Source organism: bacterium, assembly GCA_008933615.1.
Taxonomy (GTDB): domain Bacteria; phylum CLD3; class CLD3; order SB21; family SB21; genus SB21.
This window is the reverse complement of sequence record WBUR01000047.1, coordinates 1-19,437: the sequence shown is the minus strand read 5'-3', so window position 1 is coordinate 19,437 and position 19,437 is coordinate 1. Positions and strand designations below refer to the sequence as shown.

General features: G+C 45.0%; 12 protein-coding genes and 4 tRNA genes. 12 read left to right on the top strand and 4 right to left on the bottom strand.

Annotated features, from left to right (window positions below):
- Window positions 1-69: 69 nt before the first annotated feature.
- From F9K33_14595 to F9K33_14585, 3 genes are all read right to left on the bottom strand, one after another.
- Window positions 70-141 (bottom strand) — tRNA-Glu (locus F9K33_14595).
- A gap of 106 nt (window positions 142-247) precedes the next feature.
- A tRNA-His gene (locus F9K33_14590) sits at window positions 248-324 on the bottom strand.
- Window positions 325-390: 66 nt separating this feature from the next.
- Window positions 391-1,188: a class I SAM-dependent methyltransferase gene (locus F9K33_14585; GenBank protein KAB2878067.1), complete on the bottom strand. Its 798-nt coding sequence runs from the start codon at window positions 1,186-1,188 to the stop codon at window positions 391-393.
- A 170-nt stretch (window positions 1,189-1,358) separates the two neighbouring features.
- Between F9K33_14585 and apbC the strand changes: the two genes are divergently transcribed.
- From apbC to F9K33_14565, 4 genes are all read left to right on the top strand, one after another.
- Window positions 1,359-2,468: an iron-sulfur cluster carrier protein ApbC gene (apbC, locus tag F9K33_14580; protein ID KAB2878066.1), complete on the top strand. Its 1,110-nt coding sequence runs from the start codon at window positions 1,359-1,361 to the stop codon at window positions 2,466-2,468.
- A 144-nt stretch (window positions 2,469-2,612) separates the two neighbouring features.
- Window positions 2,613-3,893 (top strand): PEGA domain-containing protein, encoded by a 1,281-nt coding sequence (locus F9K33_14575; protein KAB2878065.1) that lies wholly within the window; start codon window positions 2,613-2,615, stop codon window positions 3,891-3,893.
- A 71-nt stretch (window positions 3,894-3,964) separates the two neighbouring features.
- Window positions 3,965-4,047 (top strand) — tRNA-Ser (locus F9K33_14570).
- Window positions 4,048-4,140: 93 nt separating this feature from the next.
- Window positions 4,141-4,231, top strand: a tRNA-Ser gene (locus F9K33_14565).
- 597 nt (window positions 4,232-4,828) lie between these two features.
- On the opposite strand, the gene F9K33_14560 is transcribed toward F9K33_14565, so the two are convergent.
- On the bottom strand, window positions 4,829-5,197 hold the full coding sequence (locus F9K33_14560) for a hypothetical protein (protein ID KAB2878064.1): 369 nt from the start codon (window positions 5,195-5,197) through the stop codon (window positions 4,829-4,831).
- A 1,077-nt stretch (window positions 5,198-6,274) separates the two neighbouring features.
- On the opposite strand from F9K33_14560, the gene F9K33_14555 reads away from it, so the two are divergent.
- The 8 genes from F9K33_14555 to F9K33_14520 all read left to right on the top strand — a co-directional run bounded on the left by F9K33_14555 (window position 6,275) and on the right by F9K33_14520 (window position 19,234).
- Window positions 6,275-6,481: a hypothetical protein gene (locus F9K33_14555; GenBank protein ID KAB2878063.1), complete on the top strand. Its 207-nt coding sequence runs from the start codon at window positions 6,275-6,277 to the stop codon at window positions 6,479-6,481.
- A 284-nt stretch (window positions 6,482-6,765) separates the two neighbouring features.
- Window positions 6,766-8,310 (top strand): SAM-dependent DNA methyltransferase, encoded by a 1,545-nt coding sequence (locus F9K33_14550; protein KAB2878062.1) that lies wholly within the window; start codon window positions 6,766-6,768, stop codon window positions 8,308-8,310.
- Complete coding sequence (locus F9K33_14545) at window positions 8,294-9,952, top strand: DUF1016 domain-containing protein (GenBank protein KAB2878061.1); 1,659 nt, start codon at window positions 8,294-8,296, stop codon at window positions 9,950-9,952. The genes F9K33_14550 and F9K33_14545 overlap by 17 nt, the downstream gene beginning before the upstream one ends.
- Entirely contained in the window at window positions 9,945-11,054 is a 1,110-nt protein-coding gene (locus F9K33_14540; protein ID KAB2878060.1) for a restriction endonuclease subunit S, read from the top strand. The genes F9K33_14545 and F9K33_14540 overlap by 8 nt, the downstream gene beginning before the upstream one ends.
- Entirely contained in the window at window positions 11,044-13,590 is a 2,547-nt protein-coding gene (locus F9K33_14535; protein KAB2878059.1) for an AAA family ATPase, read from the top strand. Before F9K33_14540 ends, F9K33_14535 begins: the two co-directional genes overlap by 11 nt.
- Window positions 13,587-16,754 (top strand): type I restriction endonuclease subunit R, encoded by a 3,168-nt coding sequence (locus F9K33_14530; GenBank protein ID KAB2878058.1) that lies wholly within the window; start codon window positions 13,587-13,589, stop codon window positions 16,752-16,754. Before F9K33_14535 ends, F9K33_14530 begins: the two co-directional genes overlap by 4 nt.
- Window positions 16,755-16,781: 27 nt before the next feature.
- Window positions 16,782-17,423 (top strand): hypothetical protein, encoded by a 642-nt coding sequence (locus F9K33_14525; protein ID KAB2878057.1) that lies wholly within the window; start codon window positions 16,782-16,784, stop codon window positions 17,421-17,423.
- A gap of 14 nt (window positions 17,424-17,437) precedes the next feature.
- The gene (locus F9K33_14520; GenBank protein KAB2878056.1) at window positions 17,438-19,234 is read left to right on the top strand and encodes a DUF262 domain-containing protein; all 1,797 of its coding nucleotides are present in this window, start codon (window positions 17,438-17,440) and stop codon (window positions 19,232-19,234) included.
- The last annotated feature ends 203 nt before the right edge of the window (window positions 19,235-19,437 follow it).

Below are 19,437 nucleotides of genomic sequence, written 5' to 3'. Positions count from 1 at the left end.
TTTTGAATGGTTATTTTGCGGTAAAAAATTAAATCCCGTCCCGCATTCGTGCAGGACGGGATTTTTTTGTACGCCTACGGGGATTTGAACCCCGGTTACCGCCGTGAAAGGGCGATGTCCTAACCCCTAGACGATAGGCGCATACATCGTAAAAGCGGTGCAATTATACAAAACAAAAATCCGCTTTGCAAGAAAAAAATCACGTTCTTAAAACGAAATCGCGTTTTCGTCAATCACGTGTTTTCACTGGGGTGAGCAACGGGACTTGAACCCGCAGCCTCCAGGGCCACAACCTGGCGCTCTAACCACTTGAGCTATGCCCACCATGTCATAAAGACGCGCCAATATAGATAATGGAACTTAGACTTTCAAGGCTATTTTACCAATTGCTTACTTTTTTCTGCACACCCACAAAAGTCCGGCGCAGGCAAATCTCGGGGAAAAAGTTCGGAAAAGGCTGTTTAGCAATCGTCCTGATGGGTTTAATTCCCATTTTTTCGTGTTATCTCTCAGAAAAGGAAGATCAACGAACAACCCCATATTTTTCGGCGGGAAAAAATCATCCACAGCTACGTCTATTACTTCGAAGCCGGCAGATGTTAGAAAACACTCAAGTTGTTTCTGCGTATAACGGTATTCTTCAAAAATGTACGAACGGCCTTTTCGCGTCCGGATGAACTTCTTGATCCGTTTCAAATGATTGACCAATAGTTTACGGAATGTGTTTTGCAGCGGGACGGAAACAAAAAGTAATCCGCCTTTCGCCAGCAGACGATGCGCTTCGTTCAGCGCTTCCATAGGCCCTTCTTCAAAATGTTCAACGACGCCGAGCGAAATGACGGCGTCAAAATGACCGTCCGGATAATTTGATCTCAAGATGTTGTCGATGAAAACCGGAAGGGATGGATCGTATGATTTAGCCATCGCGAGGGCGTCTTTGGCCAGATCGATTCCGATGATGTCGTAACCTTTGCGTCTATAGTAAATAACCCATCGTCCGAGGCCGCAGCCCGCTTCTAGAATTTTTCCCTGCTTCGGGAGATGACGGTTAAACACCGGTTCAATAGTCTGCATAGCGCACAGGCCGATATTTTCTTCGATCGTGTCGGATAACCAACTTTGTCCGTGCGTTTCGAGCGCTTCCACCTCATCGCGCGGATGATACATTTTAAATGCTTTAAGCGGCATAAATTCCAAACCAATTTGTATATATTGATAAAACAGCAGAATATTCTACTTTTTTTTTCGTTGAATAACAAGTGCTATATCCGGTTTAAATTGAATTAACTTGTCAATCACTCGGTTTTTTCTTAATATGCACCGCGAAAAAAAAAGTACAATCCAGTTGAAAGGATAACATGGTAACCAAAGAAAATATTCTTGAAGCGTTAAAAAAAGTTCAGGATCCCGACCTGCACAAAGACATCGTCAGCCTGGGATTCGTCAAAGATATTGAGATCAAAAACGGGGACGTGTCGTTCAAAGTTGAACTGACCACGCCCGCTTGTCCTGTCAAAGACCTGTTAAAACAGCAATGCGTCACTGAAGTATCCAAATTACAGGGGGTCACCAAAGTCAGCGTTGAAATGACCTCCCGAGTTCAAGGCGCCAAACAAACGACGGCGCTTTTACCGGGCGTAAAAAACGTGATTGCCGTGGCGAGCGGAAAGGGCGGCGTAGGGAAATCGACGGTGGCGACCAATTTAGCCGTTGCGCTCGGTTTGCTAGGAGCCAAGGTCGGGCTATTGGATGCGGACATTTACGGGCCGAGCATTCCGCTGATGATGGGCATTCATGAGAAACCTCTTTCTACCGACGGTACGCGCATGGACACGATCAAACATCATGGCATACAAATGATGAGCATCGGTTTTTTAATGCCGGAAGATCAGGCGCTGGTATGGCGCGGGCCGATAGTCGCACAGGCGATCACGCAGCTGATGCGCGACGTGGACTGGGGCGAACTGGATTATCTGATCGTAGACATGCCGCCCGGAACGGGCGACGCTCAGCTCACTATGTCGCAGGCGGTACAGCTGGTTGGCGCGGTGATCGTCACAACGCCTCAGGATGTTGCGTTGATGGATGCAAAGCGCGGCGTCGGCATGTTCCAGAAGGTGAATGTTCCGATTCTCGGTGTCATTGAAAACATGAGTTACTACGAATGCCCAAAGTGCCATCACCGCGCGGAAATATTTTCGTACGGCGGCGCGCACAAAGCGGCGGACAAAATGGAAGTGCCGTTTCTGGGAGAAGTTCCGCTGGATATCGAAACGCGGATAGCCGGCGACGAAGGTAAACCTATTGTGATAGCCAAACCCGAATCACCCAACGCAAAAGCATTTATGGAAATTGCGAAAAACCTGGCTTCGACGATCAGCATCATTCATCACGGCGATCCCGGAGAACGTGCGAAAGCGCTCGGGCAAAAAATGTTTTTTGCGAATACCAGGCTTAAAGTTATATAATTTTTCCCTTTCTTACATTGAATTGAACGGTAGAGCACGATTAGCAATCGTGAAGCCGGATTAACTGTACCGAATTTGAAGGCTGACAACATTCGTTAAGAGAAACGTTTTTTGCATTCCTCCAATATAAAGAAAGGTGCAGGTATGAAACACATCATGGCCGTTGGTGCGATCCTTATCGGCGCGTGCTTTTTTGCGTGCGATAAAGCGGAAAAATCAGAACCGGCGGATGAACCCAAAGGGAATATCCAGATTTCGTCAAGCCCCGCAGGCGCCGACATCTATCTCGACAATATAAAATCTGCAAATGTCACCCCATTCACATTCACCGATCTTGATACCGGGCTTCATGAAGTCCGGCTAAGCAAATCCGGTTTTTTTGACGATTCAATCACCGTCAGAGTAGAAGACGGCTCGACTGCTGTTCGTTCGATCACCTTAACGCCATTGTCTGCGCCGGTAGGCAAAATATTCTTAAGCTCCGTTCCGGCAGGCGCCGCAATCTTTCTTGACGGCAATACGACAGGAAAAATAACGCCGGATACGCTGACATCCGTCGTTGTCGGGGATCATACGATTAAACTTACATTGAGCAATTATGCCGACTCGACGTTTTCCGTATCTGTTAGCGAGAATTTGACTACGAGCCAATCTGTTACGATGCGGGCATTACTTTTTGGAAATGTATTCGTCACTTCAACGCCAAGCGGAGCCGCTATATTTCTGGATAATGTCAATAGCGGAAAAGTAACTCCGGATACTTTGAGGAATATTACTTCCGGCGATCATGCTATAAAATTAACGCTCACGAATTACTTCGACTCGACCTTCACTGTCACTGTGCCCAATGCCAATCAGACAGTGAGTCAGTCGATTAGTATGAGGGCACTGCCTGTTGGAAATTTGTTCATCAGTTCTGTTCCGTCAGGTGCGGCAATTTTCCGTAATGGGACCGGCAGCGGCAAGCTTACGCCCGACACTTTGAAAAATCTTAGTACGGGAAATCATACTATCAAACTGAGCTTATCCGGATATTTTGACTCAACATTTACGGCATTAGTCATTGATAACCAAACGACCGATTATGGAATAACTTTAAAGGCGATTCCAAAAGTGCCGCTGGTGGTACAAAATATATTCAATGCCAATTGTACCCGTTGTCATTTTGGCTCCAATCCGCCGCAAGGCCAGAATCTCACAGAAAACTTCGCCTATCTGCATATTGTAAATGTTGCAAGCAATGAGACGCCGACGTTGAAACGTATTGCACCGGGCGATACGACTAATAGTTATCTCATTAGAAAAATTCAGGGTACACCAGGAATCTCAGGAGAAAGGATGCCGGCGGATGGACCGCCGTATCTCACCACAGCTCAGATCGATTCGATCCGTTCATGGGTAACCAATGGCGCCTTGCCGCGGTAAGCCAATTAAATATTGACACTCATGGGTAAAAAAAGTATATTGCGTCCCGTTTTTACGGCGTGATGTTCTTTGGAGGATTAGGCTAATTGGTAAGTCAGCAGTCTTGAAAACTGCCGTCCGCAAGGACTTGGGGGTTCGAGTCCCTCATCCTCCGCGACGAAGAAAAGTTTTAGTTTTGAATTGAAAATTTGAAATAGTACTCATCTCAAAAATTCAAAATCTAAAATTTCCAATTTCCAATTTCCCTGGAGAGGTGGCCGAGTGGCTGAAGGCAGCGGTTTGCTAAACCGCCGTACGGTTGTAAAGCTGTACCGGGAGTTCGAATCTCCCCCTCTCCGCACAACAAAAAAAGCTCAGAAGTCATTCTGGGCTTTTTTGTTTTAGGTGTATTATTCCCCTTAGCAAAGAGTCTGTCCTGAATGTAACGAAGGAGGGCCAGGGGGTTGTGGTATTCATTCCCCTCAGAAGGGTTAGAGAAGTCGAGAGAGGGTTTTTTATACCTGCTTTCTTTTTGAAAAGAAAGCAGCAAAGAAAACTTCGGCTGTGAAAAAAATGCCTAAACCCTTGTTCGCTGAACAGGCGGCGAAAAACATGTCTTAGTTTTTTGTATCCGGGTAATTTAAAAAGTCTGTCGACCGGTTTTTCGCCGATATGGAGGCGCGAAATCGGGTTTCCTCGGCATTTTTTTCAAGGCCGTGAATGCAAATGCAATACAGTAAGTTTTCAGAATTATTCTACAGGGGATTGGTATTCATTCCCCCTCAAAAAAGGGGGTTAGGGGGTTGTTCAGCAAATCACGCCAAAGGCGGATCAGCCTCTGGAGGGGGTACCAAAGATCTAAAAAAACAAAAAAACCCGGCCGGCTCCTGCGAACCGACCGGGACTTGCAGAAAATTTATCGACTCCTTCCGGCTACGGGATCAGGAATGGCCACATTACGCGGCAGTTTTCCCGATCTTCCGTTTAGGTGGTTTATAGTCCGATCTTTTCTTCAATCCTAAAGACTGGATCTCATTGCTGTCCTCGCCGAACTGCGCCACGATCTGCTTTTTCACGCGCAGGATGAGGTTATGAAACTCCGTCTCTTTGGCGGTCGCATCGTCGTCGGCAGATTGGGCGGCCACATAGGTTTGCACTCTCTGCTTCTGCATCTGCGTCATCGCCGTTTGGACTTCCCGGATCGCCGTGAGGAGAAGGTCAGGCGAATTGGGACTGTAGGCCGCGATCTTTTCCAATGCCGCGACAGCGTCTCTGTCGGCCTGGATCAATGCCGGCTTGAGCCGGCGGTTCATGGTGGGGTTCATAAAAAGTTCCTTTCAAAGTGAAGTGAAAAAATGTTGGTTGTCTGATTATATATTAAAAATCGTGCCGAAAATTTTTTGTTGTATTTCTTTTAGTTAGAAAAGTTTTTTCAATAAAAAACTGTCGATAAAAAAAACACTGTGAAATATTTTTTCACACTTAGCAAATCCGCTCCCACAGCCGAATTACGGACATTTGTATTATTCCCCATTCACAAAAGCGGTTAGGGGGTTGTGTTTTCAGTCCCTTGAAAAGCGCTGTCCCGAGCAGCGGCGGAGAGTCGGAGGATTTTGAAAAAATGCCGAATCTGCTTTCTTTTTGAAAAGAAAGCAGCAAAGAAAACTTCGGCTGCGAAAAACATGTCTTAACTTTTAGAATGTAAATCGTTCACTAGTCTGTTGACTGGTTTTTCGCGAAATTCATTCGCGAACTCGGGTTTTCTCCGGCATTTTTTTCAAGGCCGCGGAATTCGACCTCATCCCTGGCCCTTCCCCTCGTACGAGGGAAAGGGGACGTACTAACTCGAGAGTACGTTCCCTTCTCCTTGAAAAGGAGAAGGGATAGGGTTGAGGTTGGTTTTTCCTTCCCCCTTGAAAAGGGGGTGCGCGAAGCGCGGGGGATTTCCGGCAGCCACGCACTCAATGCCAAACTTCGGCATTAAAGAACCGAACCTGCGCGGAAAGGAACCGACCCTCGGCATTAAGGAACCAAGTCTGCGCACTCAATGCCAAACTTCGGCATTAAAGAACCGAACCTGCGCGGAAAGGAACCGACTCTCGGTATTAAGGAACCAAGTCTGCGCACTCAATGCGAAAATTTGGCATTAAAGAACCTGACTTGCGCACGAAGGAACCGCTTCGCGGAAGGAAGCAACCGAACCTTGCGCATTAAACCTATAAGGTTTACCAGAATAGATCCTGTTTCTATCCTCGATTGCTGATTGATAGAGCGGCCTGACGGATGACTATTGATTCGATAAACCTTATAGGTTTGACTTCCCGCGGGTTGATTCAGTGCCGGCGGTTACTTAAATTGATGCGCGGTGAATCGAAACCGGTTTATCGTAGAGGAGGGCGAGTATGGAGCTGGACCAGAAAAAGGATTTTGAATTTCGGGGGAAGCCGCCGGCAGACGCGGCTCGGGTCGCTTCGCTCGGAAGCTACGATCTTCTCATTTCCGGGCAAAGAAAATGTCTCTACGTCTACCCGACGGAATACCGGGTCGGAACCTTGCAAGTGTCAAAGCAAACGCTCATCAATCTTATTCAATTATTGGACACGGAATGAAACAACTCAGCGAGACCTCACCCTTTCCCTCTCCTCAGTGAGGAGAGGGCACGTACTTTCTCGATTAGTACGTGCCCTTCTCCTTTATAAGGAGAAGGGATAGGGTTGAGGTTGGACTAACACTCATCACCAGCAAAAAAACCTGATCAAAGTCATTGACATTTCTGATCCATATATGTAATTTCACACTGTCCTATCGTAGTTCTTTTCAATGCCTAAATGCTGAAGTCAATCATGATTGAATAATTCTTAACCGATACTAACTACTTTCAGGCGGACTCGTCGTGCCAAAAAAAATAAACAAACCACCCAAAGAACAACCTCTTGAAAAAACGCTCTGGGCGGCGGCGGACAAACTCCGCAAAAATATGGATGCGGCCGAGTATAAACATATCGTACTCGGGCTGATATTTCTCAAATACATTTCCGACGCATTCGAGGAAATGTATCTCAAACTCAAAGAAGGCAAAGGCCATTACAAAGGCGCCGATCCGGAAGACAAAGACGAATACCGCGCGGAAAATGTCTTTTACGTTCCTCCCGGCGCGCGGTGGAATTATCTGCTGTCCAAAGCCAAAGACCCGCTGATCGGGAAGATCGTGGACGACGCCATGGACGCGATCGAATCGCTGAATCCGACGCTTAAAGGCGTTCTGCCCAAACAATACAACCGCGCCAATCTGGACAAAAACACCCTCGGCGGACTCGTCGATCTTATCGGCAATATCGCGCTCGGCGATACTAAAAGCCGCGCGAAAGATTTACTCGGACAAGTGTATGAATATTTCCTCGGCCAGTTTGCCTTAGCCGAAGGCAAAAAGGGCGGCCAGTTCTATACGCCGGGCAGTGTGGTCAAACTGCTGGTGGAAATGCTCGAACCGTACAAGGGCCGCGTGTATGATCCGTGCTGCGGCTCCGGCGGCATGTTCGTGCAGAGCGAAAAATTTGTTCTCGCACACGCAGGCAAGATCGACGACATCAGCATTTTTGGACAGGAGAGCAATCAGACGACCTACCGCCTTTGCCGGATGAATCTCGCCATTCGCGGGATCGACGGCAGTAATATCCGGTGGAATACCGAAGGCTCATTTCTCAAAGACGCGCATCCCGACCTCAAAGCCGATTTCGTCATTGCTAATCCGCCTTTCAACGACAGCGACTGGAGCGGGGAACTGCTCGCCACGGACGGACGGTGGAAATACGGCACGCCGCCGCCGGCCAATGCCAATTACGCCTGGATTCAGCACTTCATGTATCATCTCGCGCCGGGCGGACAAGCCGGATTCGTTCTTTCCAAAGGCTCACTGACAACCAAAACCAATTCCGAAGGCGACATCCGCAAAGCGATGATCGAAAACGATCTCATCGACTGCATCGTCAATCTGCCGACGAAACTCTTTCTCAATACGCAGATTCCCGCCTGCCTGTGGTTTCTCTCGCGGAATAAACAGAAACGAAAAGGAAAAATCCTTTTCATTGATACGCGTAATCACGGATTTCTGGTCAACCGGCGCACGCGGGAACTCTCCGAAGACGACGTCAAGCTTATCGCGGGAACGTACCATCACTGGCGCAATTCCGACAAAGCCTACAAAGACGTGCAGGGTTTCTGCAAGTCGTCGACGATCGAGGAAGTCAAAGCCCTGAACTACGTCGTCACGCCCGGCCGCTATATCGGCCTGCCGGATGATGAAGATGATTTTAATTTTGCGGAACGGTTTTCGTCTCTGAAAGCGGAACTTAAAAAGCAAATGGCGGAAGAGGATGAATTAAATAAAAAGATTCTGGATAACCTGAAGAAGATAAAATACGATGCGACTACCGGATAAGAAGTATCAAAAGCTCTTAGGCGATCTTAAAGAAAAAATAAGAAATGCGCGCCAGAAGGCCGCCCTGTCGGTAAATCAGGAGTTACTTGGCGTATATTGGGAAATTGGCCAAGCCATTATTGCGCAGCAAAAAGAAGAGGGATGGGGAACTAAGATCATTGACCGCCTTTCGCACGATCTCAAAATGGAATTCCCTGATTTTAAAGGCGTATCGGTCAGAAATCTCAAATACATGCGCGCCTTTGCGGACGCATATCCTGATTTTGTGCAGCCGCCTGCTGCACAAAAGAGAATTACCAAACAGTCAAAAGCAATAGTGCAAGTCCCGCTTGCACGATCTGGTGCCATTTCGGATTCCTCAATTGTGCAAGTCCGGCTTGCACAATTGAGCTGGTATCATCATATCACTTTGTTAGACAAAGTAAAGAGTCCGATTGAGAGGCGCTTTTACATTGAGCAAACCATACTTAACGGATGGAGCCGTGATGCGATGGTATGGCAAATAGAAAGCGGCCTATACCGACGTCAAGGCAAAGCCATTACCAATTTTGAAAATACACTTACAAAACCGCATTCAGACTTGGCCAAAGAATCGCTCAAAAATCCGTATGTATTTGATTTCCTCGATGTAGGCTTGCAAATGCAGGAAAAAGACCTTGAGAAGGCTCTTATTCAGCATGTCAAGAAATTCATGCTCGAACTAGGCCGGGGCTTTGCTTACGTCGGTAATCAGTATAATCTGAAAGTCGAAGAAGACGAATACTTTCTTGATCTCTTATTTTACAATACAAAAATGCACAGTTTTGTCGTCTTTGAATTAAAAGTGGGCGAGTTCAAACCGGAATATGCAGGCAAGCTGAATTTTTATGTGAATACGGTGAATGAGCAGATCAAAAGCGATGACGATAAACCCACGATCGGTGTGCTGCTGTGCAAGACGCCCAACGAAACCGTCGTGCGATTTGCTCTAAAAGGTATTGACACGCCGCTGGGTGTGGCCGATTATCAATTGGCAAAAGCTATCCCGGGAGACTTGCAGGGTGAGATGCCGACGATAGAACAACTCGAAAAAGAACTGGATCAGGAAGCCGAAAGGCTTCAGAGGCCTGTCGACAAGAAAATGGATCATCTGAAAGTTTTGATGAAAAAGCTTAAAGGGCCTGAAGCGAAGGTCAAGCGCGATGACAAAAACAGCGCCGCACTTTTTACAAAGATCGTTTTGCCATTAAAGAAGAAAACTTTGGCCGCGCTGGAAAAAGAGATTATTCCAATGTTTCATCAGTATGAAATCCAAGTTCATATCGATAATACCGGATATCGCAATGAAGCCGAAGCGAAAAAACATGTCAGGGAAAAACAGCATTTTTACCAATTCAGGATCGAAATCAGGCTGAACGGTTTCAAACGCGCGGGGATCAAAGCCTTCGATTGTTATAAAGACCTTTATTTTCATCTCAAAGACTACCATTACACCATCGGTTTTTCATCCAATGGACAGGATACTTTTTTGACGAAATTGTATGATCAGCATCTCACACACCGGGAACAGGAATACGTGATCGAAAAGACAAGTGAGTCCATTCTGGATTATGTGACTCAACAGGTGGAAAGCATTACAGGAGCTAAAGCAGCTAATGGGTGAGTGGAAGAATTACACACTTTCTGACTTGGCAGAAATACATAATCAAAAGCGTAAACCTCTAAATTCAGGGGAACGTGCGAAACGAAAAGGGTCATTTCCTTATTACGGAGCCTCCGGAATAGTTGATTACATTGATGATTATATTTTTGACGGTGAATACGTTTTAATTTCTGAAGATGGTGAAAATTTGCGAAGCAGACAAACGCCAATAGCTTTTAAAGCAACAGGCAAATTTTGGGTCAATAATCATGCTCATATTGTCAAAGGAAACGAAAAGTATATTAACGATTTAATTGTACATTATTTCGCAAATCTGGATTTATCCCCATATATAACAGGCGCAGTTCAACCAAAACTGTCAAAGGAAAATCTATTATCGATACCCATTGAGCTACCGGAGTTAGAATCCGAACAACGCGCCATCGCCTCGATTCTCAGCAGTCTTGACGACAAGATCGATCTGCTCCACCGCCAGAATCAAACCCTCGAAGCCCTCGCGGAAACTCTCTTTCGGCAGTGGTTTATGGAAGAAGCGGATGAGGAGTGGGAGATGGGAAAGCTGGGAGATTTAATTGAATTCGCAAAAGGAAAAAAACCGATTAATACTTCGGAACATTATACGGACGGCTCAGTTCCTCAAATATTAATTGAAACTTTTGATACTGGCAAGACTCTTTATGCTGATCCACAGGATATGGTGATAGCGAAGAAAGATGAAATATTAATGGTAATGGATGGTGGAAGTAGTGGACGTGTAGAGTTAGGGTTTGAAGGAATCGTTGGGTCAACAATTGGTTTATTTAAGCCAAAATCTGAGTTTTCTTACCCGTTTTTTATCTTCTTTTTTCTAAAATTTAATGAAAGTTTTATCAAAGAGAATACAACAGGATCAGCTATCCCTCATGCTGACAAGGCGCTAATCCTTGATCTCGATGTTCAATATCCTAACCTAAAAACAGTTAGCCTCTTTAATCAATTTGCAATGCAACAACTTGAAAAAAAACATTCAAATATTTATCAAATCAGAACATTGACACAATTGCGCGACGCGCTATTGCCGAAGCTGATGAGCGGGGAAGTGAGGGTAGTATATGGGAACTAAAGGTTCAACATGGGCAAAATGGGATCTGCATTTTCATAGTCCATCATCATTTGATTACAATAACAAATCAATCACAAATGAAGAAATTATTCAAGAATTGATAAAACATGAGGTGTCTTGTGTAGCAGTTACAGACCATCACACAATTAATGTGCAGAATATCAGAGAACTCCAAAAAATAGGAAGAGATAAGATTACTATCCTACCGGGTATTGAGCTCCGTTCAGAACTTGGCGGAAGTGAATCGGTTCACTTTATTGGTATTTTCTCTGAAAAGAGTGATATCGAGGATATTTGGATAAAACTACAATCTGGTTGTTCAATTACACCCAAAGACATTGAAAAGCGAGGAGGCGATCAGAAAATTTATTGCGATATTAAAGAGAGTTGCAAATTGATTCATGAACTGGGAGGATTAGTTACTGTTCACGCAGGAGGGAAATCGAACTCAATCGAAAGCATTAAAAATAATGATCAATTTAAACAACAGCTCAAGACTGATTTAGCCCGTGACTTCATAGATGTTTTAGAACTGGGTGACGAAAGTGATCAGCAAGATTACCGAGATACAGTCTTTCCAACAATCAAATTTGAGCTACCATTAATTATTTGTTCCGATAATCATGACGTCAAAGCCTATTCAACCAAGCAAAATTTATGGATCAAGGCTGAGCCAACTTTTGAAGGGTTGCGTCAAATTACGTACGAGCCACAATATCGTATTCATATAGCCGAAAAGCCACCGATTACACCGCCGCGCCGTATCAGCAAAGTATCTTTCTCTTTTCCTGATGATTGCCGATTGGATGATGATCCTTTCTGCTTGTCAGGGGCTAGCGAGCTTGATTTTAGCCCAAACTTAACATGTGTTATTGGCGGACGAGGAACAGGAAAAAGTACGATCATCAACTTGATACACGAGAAAATTCGTCCAGGGCAGAATTCTTTCTTTAGAGAAAGAAGGATTATTGATAAAGAGGGTAAACACCTTTCTCCCGCCGATTATGTTTCCGTTGATCACAGTGCCGACGAACGTTACATTGATTTTTTAAGTCAAAATGAAGTTGAGGAGTTAGCTGAAAAGCATCTGAAATTAACTGAATCTGTTTATGGTCGCATACAGAAAAAGGACACGGAAGGCAAGATTGATGCGGCAGAGAGCTTACTTAAGTTACAACTTGAAGCCTTTAAGGACTATTTGAGAAATATAGATAAATTGTCGTCCCTTAATCGAGAATATGAGTCAATTCAACGAGACATCGAAGTAAATAAGAGAATAGTAGATTCATATTCGAGCGAGGAATATACTCGCCTCAATGGAGAGATCACTCAAAAATCACAACAATTAGCAAGTCTTGAGCGTGCGGCGGAAGTATATGTGCAATTAACAAGCGCTTTGGGCGATATAAAAAAGAAATTCCAAAAACAAGTGGCTACAGATGCGTATTCAACTGCGGTTAATGCACTTATCGATGGAATTGAAGTTCTTCTGAAAAATGCGCAGGAAACAGACTTTTCCAAAGACGAAGGCCTTGTTGCTCAATTAAAGACAGATATTCAGGGGCTAAGAACCAAATTAATGAAGTATCTATCGGAGAAAGGAGTCACTGTTGAAAATCAAGAAGACTTCAGTACTGCTAGCGTTCGGCTATCACAATTGTCATCAAAATTAATAGATAAGAAAAGCGAGATCGACAGTCTTAAACATACTGTGGAGTCATTTTCCAAACAAGCAATTAAAGATGCCAGTAATGCATATCAGAGCACTATCAAAAGCCAGGTTAATACAATTAATGATACATTAAAAATTAGTTCAGCGACCATTAAGACAATATCAGTTGAAATTGAATTTGATGTGGAAGCTTCACTGAACCAGACGCTTAACGATTTCAAGGAATTCTTCAAAGAAGATCTCTTGAAGAGTAAACATAAAGGTGATTCCTTTCTTTATGAAATTCTTTTTCATAAAAAGCCGACTGAATGTGACAACAAAGAATCGTATTTAGCTGCACTAAACGCATGTCCCTCAACGTCATCAGCAAAACCTTTTCTCATAGATCTTTTTAACGACCAGGCCAAATACGAGCTGTTCAAACTAATTGCATATCATCATAGCCTCAATTGGTTAGATTTCAAGAGGGTGCGGGTTTACTATGACAAAAGACCGATTGAGAAATCATCTTTTGGTCAAAGATGCACTGCAGTCCTTGTGATTTTGGTACTACTTGGGAATAATCCAATTATTATTGATGAACCGGAAGCTCACTTGGATAGTCTATTAATTTCTCAGTATCTAGTTAACTTAATAAAAAATCAAAAACAAAATCGCCAAATCATATTTGCTACACATAATGCAAATTTTGTGGTGAATGGCGATTCGGAGCTAATTCATATTCTGAGGATTGACGATAAGACAAGCAGGACGCAAATCTCCCATACAACAATCGAGGATGAATCACAGCGCGAGGCTCTCATTGGATTAGAGGGAGGTAAGGATGCATTTCTACTACGTGAAGAAAAATATCAGTTTAAGTGAAAATCACCGAATCCGACATAGAATTATTGGCCATCGGGCATTTGGAGAAATTGGGATACCATTATCTCTACGGCCCGAATATCGCCAGCGACGGAGAATCGCCGGAAAGGGAAAATTACGCGCAGGTCGTTCTGACCGGTCGATTACAGGCCGCGATCGCGCGAATCAATCCTCATATCCCCGCGCCCGTGCAGGAACAGGCGCTCAAGGAAGTTCTGCGCGTGGCCACGCCCGATCTTGTGCAGACCAATGAGAATTTTCACCGTTTTCTCACCGAAGGCATCACGCTCGACGTGCGCCACGACGACGGGGAACGCGGCAAGACCGTCTGGCTCGTGGATTTTGAGAACCCGTCGAATAATGAATTTGTGGTGTGCAATCAATTCACTGTCATCGAAAACAATCAGAATAAACGCCCGGATATCGTTCTTTTTGTGAACGGTCTTCCGCTGGTTGTTTTTGAATTGAAAAATCCTACCGATGAGAAGGCGACCGTTCAGAAAGCCTTTCAGCAATTGCAGAATTATAAGACGGCGATTCCTTCGCTGTTTTATTACAATGCGTTTCTGATCGCGTCCGACGGATTGGAAGCGAAAGCGGGGACGATCTCTTCCGCGCTGTCGCGTTTCATGGCATGGAAAACCGCCGACGGCAAAAAGGAAGCCTCGCATCTCGTCAGCCAGATGATCACGCTCATTGACGGCATGCTGAATAAAGAGACCTTGCTCGACCTGATCCGTTATTTTATAGTTTTTGAAAAGTCCGCGTCCCTTCGACAAGCTCAGGGCACGCGGCCTGGTAATCAGGACATTGTAAGAATCGAGACGGTTAAGAAATTGGCCGCCTATCATCAGTATTACGCCGTTCAGAAAGCCGTTGCGTCCACCATCGGTGCTTCCTCCGATAAAGGCACGCGAAAAGGCGGCGTCGTGTGGCACACGCAGGGTTCCGGAAAATCCCTTTCGATGGTGTTTTACACGGGCAAGTTAGTGCTGGCGCTGGATAATCCCACGATCATCGTCATTACCGACCGAAACGATCTCGACGATCAGCTTTTTGACACCTTCGCCGCATCCACACAGCTTTTGAGGCAAATTCCTGTTCAGGCCGAAAGCCGTGAGCATCTGAAATCGCTTTTGAAAGTTGCGTCGGGAGGCATTGTATTTACCACCGTTCAGAAGTTCTTTCCGCAGGACGACGAATTGAGATTTCCGCTATTGTCCGAAAGAAAAAATATTGTTGTCATAGCCGACGAGGCGCACCGCACGCAGTACGGATTTGAAGCCAAAACTAAAGAAAGAAAAGACAAAGAAGGCAACACGCTCGGAACGGAGATCACGTACGGCTTTGCCAAGCACATGCGCGACGCCTTGCCCAATGCGACGTTTATCGGATTTACCGGCACACCGGTGGAACTCACCGACCGGAATACGAAAACCGTTTTCGGAGATTACATCGACGTGTACGATATTTCCCAAGCCGTTCTCGACGGCGCGACCGTTCGCATATATTATGAAAGCAGGCTGGTAAAAGTTCATCTCGAAGAAGACGAGAAGAACAAACTCGACGACGGGCTTTTAATTGCCGCCGAAGGCGCGCCGGAGTATATGGTTGACAATGCAAAATCAAAATGGACGCGCATCGAAGCGATTGTTGGCCAATCCGACCGATTGAAAGAAGTTGCCAAAGACATTGTAAAACACTTCGAGGATCGGCAACAGGTTTTCATTGGTAAGGCGATGATTGTTGCGATGAGCCGCCGTATTGCGGTGCTTCTGTATGACGAGATCATCAGACTGCGCCCCGACTGGCATCATCAGGACGACGACAAAGGCGCGATCAAAGTTATCATGACCGGTTCGTCATCCGATCCGGCGAGTTACCAGCCGCATGTTCGCGATAAAGACAGGCGGAAAGCCATCGGTGACCGGCTCAAAGACGATAAAGACCCGCTGAAGATGGTAATCGTTCGCGATATGTGGCTCACGGGATTTGATGCGCCGTGCCTGCATACGCTGTATGTGGACAAACCCATGCGCGGACACAGTCTCATGCAGGCGATTGCGCGCGTCAACCGCGTATTCAATGAAAAACCCGGCGGATTGATCGTAGACTATATCGGCATAGCTTCGGATTTGAAAAAAGCATTAGCGGTATATACCGAAAGCGGCGGTAAAGGCGAACCGGCGCTGGATATTGACATGGCCGTTCGCGCCATGAATGAGAAATTAGAAGTTGTGCGCCAGATGATGCACGGTTATGATTACAAAGGGTTTTATACCGCGCCGCTATCTGAAAAACTTGCGATTATTCTGACTGCCGAAGAGCATATACTATCTCTTGAGAGCGGTAAAGAGCGTTATATCCGTGAAGTAACGCTGTTGTCCAAAGCATATGCGTTGTGCAAGTCGACGACGGAAGCCGATACAGTGTCAGCAGAAGTTTCTTTTTTCCAGGCAGTCAAGGCACGGTTGGCCAAGTTTGACACCTACGGCGGTGGAGAGGGAAATGAAGCTATTGAAACAGTGATTCGCCAATTGGTTGATAAGGCTGTTGCAGCAGACGGAGTGATTGATATATTTGACGCCGCGGGAATTAAGAAACCGGATATTTCTATTCTGTCTGATGAATTCCTGAAAGAAATTCAGGGCATGAAATTCAAGAATCTCGCGATCGAATTGCTTCGCAAGATTTTGAGCGATGAAATTCGCACACGGTCAAAATACAATCTCATTCAGAGCAAGGCGTTATCGGAGATGCTGGAAAATACGATTCGCAAGTATCAGAATAATCTGCTTACCGCCGCTGAAATTATCAGCGAGTTAATTGATTTAGCTAAGAATGTCAAAGATGCAGATAAGCGGGGAGAGAAACTCAATTTATCCGTGGAAGAACTGGCGTTTTACGATGCCTTGGAAGTTAATGACAGCGCGGTGCAGGTTTTGGGCGACGAGACCTTGCGCCAGATTGCACGCATACTCGTCGAACGCGTTCGCGCCAATACATCGATAGATTGGCAGATCAAAGAAAACGTTCGCGCTAAACTGCGCGTGATCGTTCGCCGCGTGCTTCGCGAATATGGTTATCCGCCGGACAAACAGGAAAAAGCCGTTGATACGGTTCTTGCGCAGGCCGAGACGCTGGCGGAACTTTGGGCGGCGTAGGAAGAGTGAAATAACCAACGAGGTTTTATGGAAAAGTTATTTGAAAAACTTAAAGAAGAGTTCCCGGATTCTATAAAGGATGTCTTTCCGTGGCCGGAACCGTATTGCAGGAATCTTAAAAAGGTAAAAGCAATTGTGCTTGGAGCAGATCCCAGTTATTATCCAAAATACGGAGAAATCTTTAAATCCTTTCAATTTGTTTTCGAAATGGAAATGTACGATAAGAGGGAGAGCAATCCGTATTTTGATAAGATTTTGAATAACCTTGAACTCATAGGGCTTGACTTGGATACCATCTACGTTGAAAATGTTTGCCGAAATTATTTTACAAAAACAACGTATGAGCATTCGAAAGCCTGGAAAGAGGCAGCTAAAGTTTGGATTCCGCACTTAAAAGATGAACTGGATCGAAAATTTCCGGATATGAATATTCCCGTGCTGATGACGACTGAAATTATTTATGAATCACTGCTTGACGAACAAAGTGACAAACTTGACGCGGTGGCGCTCTATGAGAACCCTAAACTGGTACCGATAGCTGCCGAAAATAATGCACTTGCACGACCATTGATACCATTATATCGTCATCCCCAGTATACTTTGAAGGATGCCAAGTGGGAAGTATACCGAACAATGGTGGCTGAGTATTTGAACAAGGAGAAGAAATAAGAGAGGGTATTACTATGGACATGCAAAAGTACGCTGTTAATCAGCATCTGATTGAAACTATTCTATCATGGGTTAAGTCCGGTGAAATAGCTATCCCGGAAATTCAGAGGCCGTTCGTCTGGGATGCCACGAAAGTACGTGACCTATTGGATTCCTTGTATCAAGGATATCCGATCGGCTACCTCATTGCCTGGAGAAATCCAAACATACGACTCAAAGACGGAAAAACATCCGAGGGGAAAAAGATTCTGATCGATGGCCAGCAGAGAGTTACTGCGCTCACAGCATCTATTCTCGGGCAGTATATTGTGGACATGGATTATAAGCGGACGAAGATCGTTATCTCTTTTCAGCCATTGGAAGACAAGTTCGAAGTTTACAACATGGCGATTGAAAAGGACGTACGTTGGCTTCCCGATATTTCGAAAATCATCACCGGCGATGCCGATGTGTTTGATTTAGTAGAGAGTTACTGTTCTAAGAATGAGGGCGTCGACCGGAAACTCATTTACGGCAAAATAGAGGCGCTGAGGCAGATTCCAAAGAAACAGATCGGCTTGATCGAATTGTCACACGACCTTGATATAGAAACGGTTACGGAGATTTTTATACGTATCAATTCCAAAGGCGTAGTTCTCAGTCAGGCGGACTTCGCCATGTCCAAGATCGCGTCCAATGAAACCTACGGCGGATCACGGCTGCGAAAATGTATTGACTATTTTTGCCATTTGGCAATAGCTCCGGATTTCTATAATCAAATTGTGGATGTGGACAAAGAGTTTGCGGGGACAGATTATTTTCAGAAGATGTCCTGGTTGAAAAAAGAGAATGATGATTTGTATGATCCAAGTTATTCAGATCTTCTGCGGGTAGCTTTCACATCAGAATTTAATCGTGGAAGGCTGTCAGATCTCGTGAGTCTTTTATCAGGAAGAAATTTTGAAACACGAACGTATGAGGAAACTATCGTCAAGGATTCTTTTGAGACGCTTGAAAAAGGAATTTTGAATTTTATCAATGAGACGAATTTCAAAAGATTCATCATGATCATTCGATCAGCAGGCTTTATTTCGCCCGACCTGATTCGTTCTCAAAATGCTCTTAATATGGCTTACATCGTCTACCTCAAGCTGCGAGCAATGAACTATAACGCAGGAGAAATTGAATCATTTGTCAAGAAATGGCTTGTTATGTCAATTTTAACGGGCCGCTATTCCGGTTCTCCGGAGTCGATCTTTGACGCCGACGTAAAAGCTATGACGTCCCGTCCATTTGGTGAATATCTTAAAGATAGGGAAACAGCTGAATTATCCGATGCTTTCTGGGAATCCGCTTTGATACAGGACCTTGAAACTATTTCGACCAACAGTCCAAGTTTCAATGTGTTTCTTGCCGCTCAAGTCAAATTTCATGATAAAGGTTTTCTATCGAAAGATATCACGATCAATGACCTTATAACGCATCGAGGCGACATACACCACATATTTCCGAAAGACTATTTGAAGAAGAGCGATTTTAAGAAGGGGCGATACAATCAAGTTGCGAACTACGTTTACATGCAGTCTGAGATAAACGTAAAAATCGGAAACAAGTCCCCGGATACGTATTTTGAAGAACTCAAGAAACAATGTAATGGCGGCAAACTGAAGTACGGATCGATAGAAGACATGGATGAGCTCAAGTCGAGCCTGAAGATGAATTGTATACCGGAGTCCATCATGGAAATGAATGTGGACAACTACGACGAATTTCTTCGGGAAAGGCGAATTCTGATGGCGAAGAAGATTAAGAAGTATTATTCATCACTGTAATATTTTGTTTCAGTAAAGCTGAGTTGTCTCACATACATGCTTTCGCCTGACGACAAGTTAAACGGTGACGACAAAAAACTATGACAACCACCCCCTTCCTCTCCAAATCAAAATACCTCAACGGACTCCAGTGTCCGAAACTGCTTTGGCATTATTATAATGCGAAAGAGGAGATCCCGGAAACGTACCCGGGGGGAAGAATG

Coding starts and splice junctions, on each gene's coding strand:
- F9K33_14535 (KAB2878059.1), top strand. CDS start 11,044: ATGGGAACTAAAGGTTCAACATGGGCAAAATGGGATCTGCATTTTCAT.
- F9K33_14540 (KAB2878060.1), top strand. CDS start 9,945: ATGGGTGAGTGGAAGAATTACACACTTTCTGACTTGGCAGAAATACAT.
- F9K33_14560 (KAB2878064.1), bottom strand. CDS start 5,197: ATGAACCCCACCATGAACCGCCGGCTCAAGCCGGCATTGATCCAGGCC.
- F9K33_14575 (KAB2878065.1), top strand. CDS start 2,613: ATGAAACACATCATGGCCGTTGGTGCGATCCTTATCGGCGCGTGCTTT.
- apbC (KAB2878066.1), top strand. CDS start 1,359: ATGGTAACCAAAGAAAATATTCTTGAAGCGTTAAAAAAAGTTCAGGAT.
- F9K33_14585 (KAB2878067.1), bottom strand. CDS start 1,188: ATGCCGCTTAAAGCATTTAAAATGTATCATCCGCGCGATGAGGTGGAA.
- F9K33_14545 (KAB2878061.1), top strand. CDS start 8,294: ATGCGACTACCGGATAAGAAGTATCAAAAGCTCTTAGGCGATCTTAAA.
- F9K33_14520 (KAB2878056.1), top strand. CDS start 17,438: ATGGACATGCAAAAGTACGCTGTTAATCAGCATCTGATTGAAACTATT.
- F9K33_14525 (KAB2878057.1), top strand. CDS start 16,782: ATGGAAAAGTTATTTGAAAAACTTAAAGAAGAGTTCCCGGATTCTATA.
- F9K33_14555 (KAB2878063.1), top strand. CDS start 6,275: ATGGAGCTGGACCAGAAAAAGGATTTTGAATTTCGGGGGAAGCCGCCG.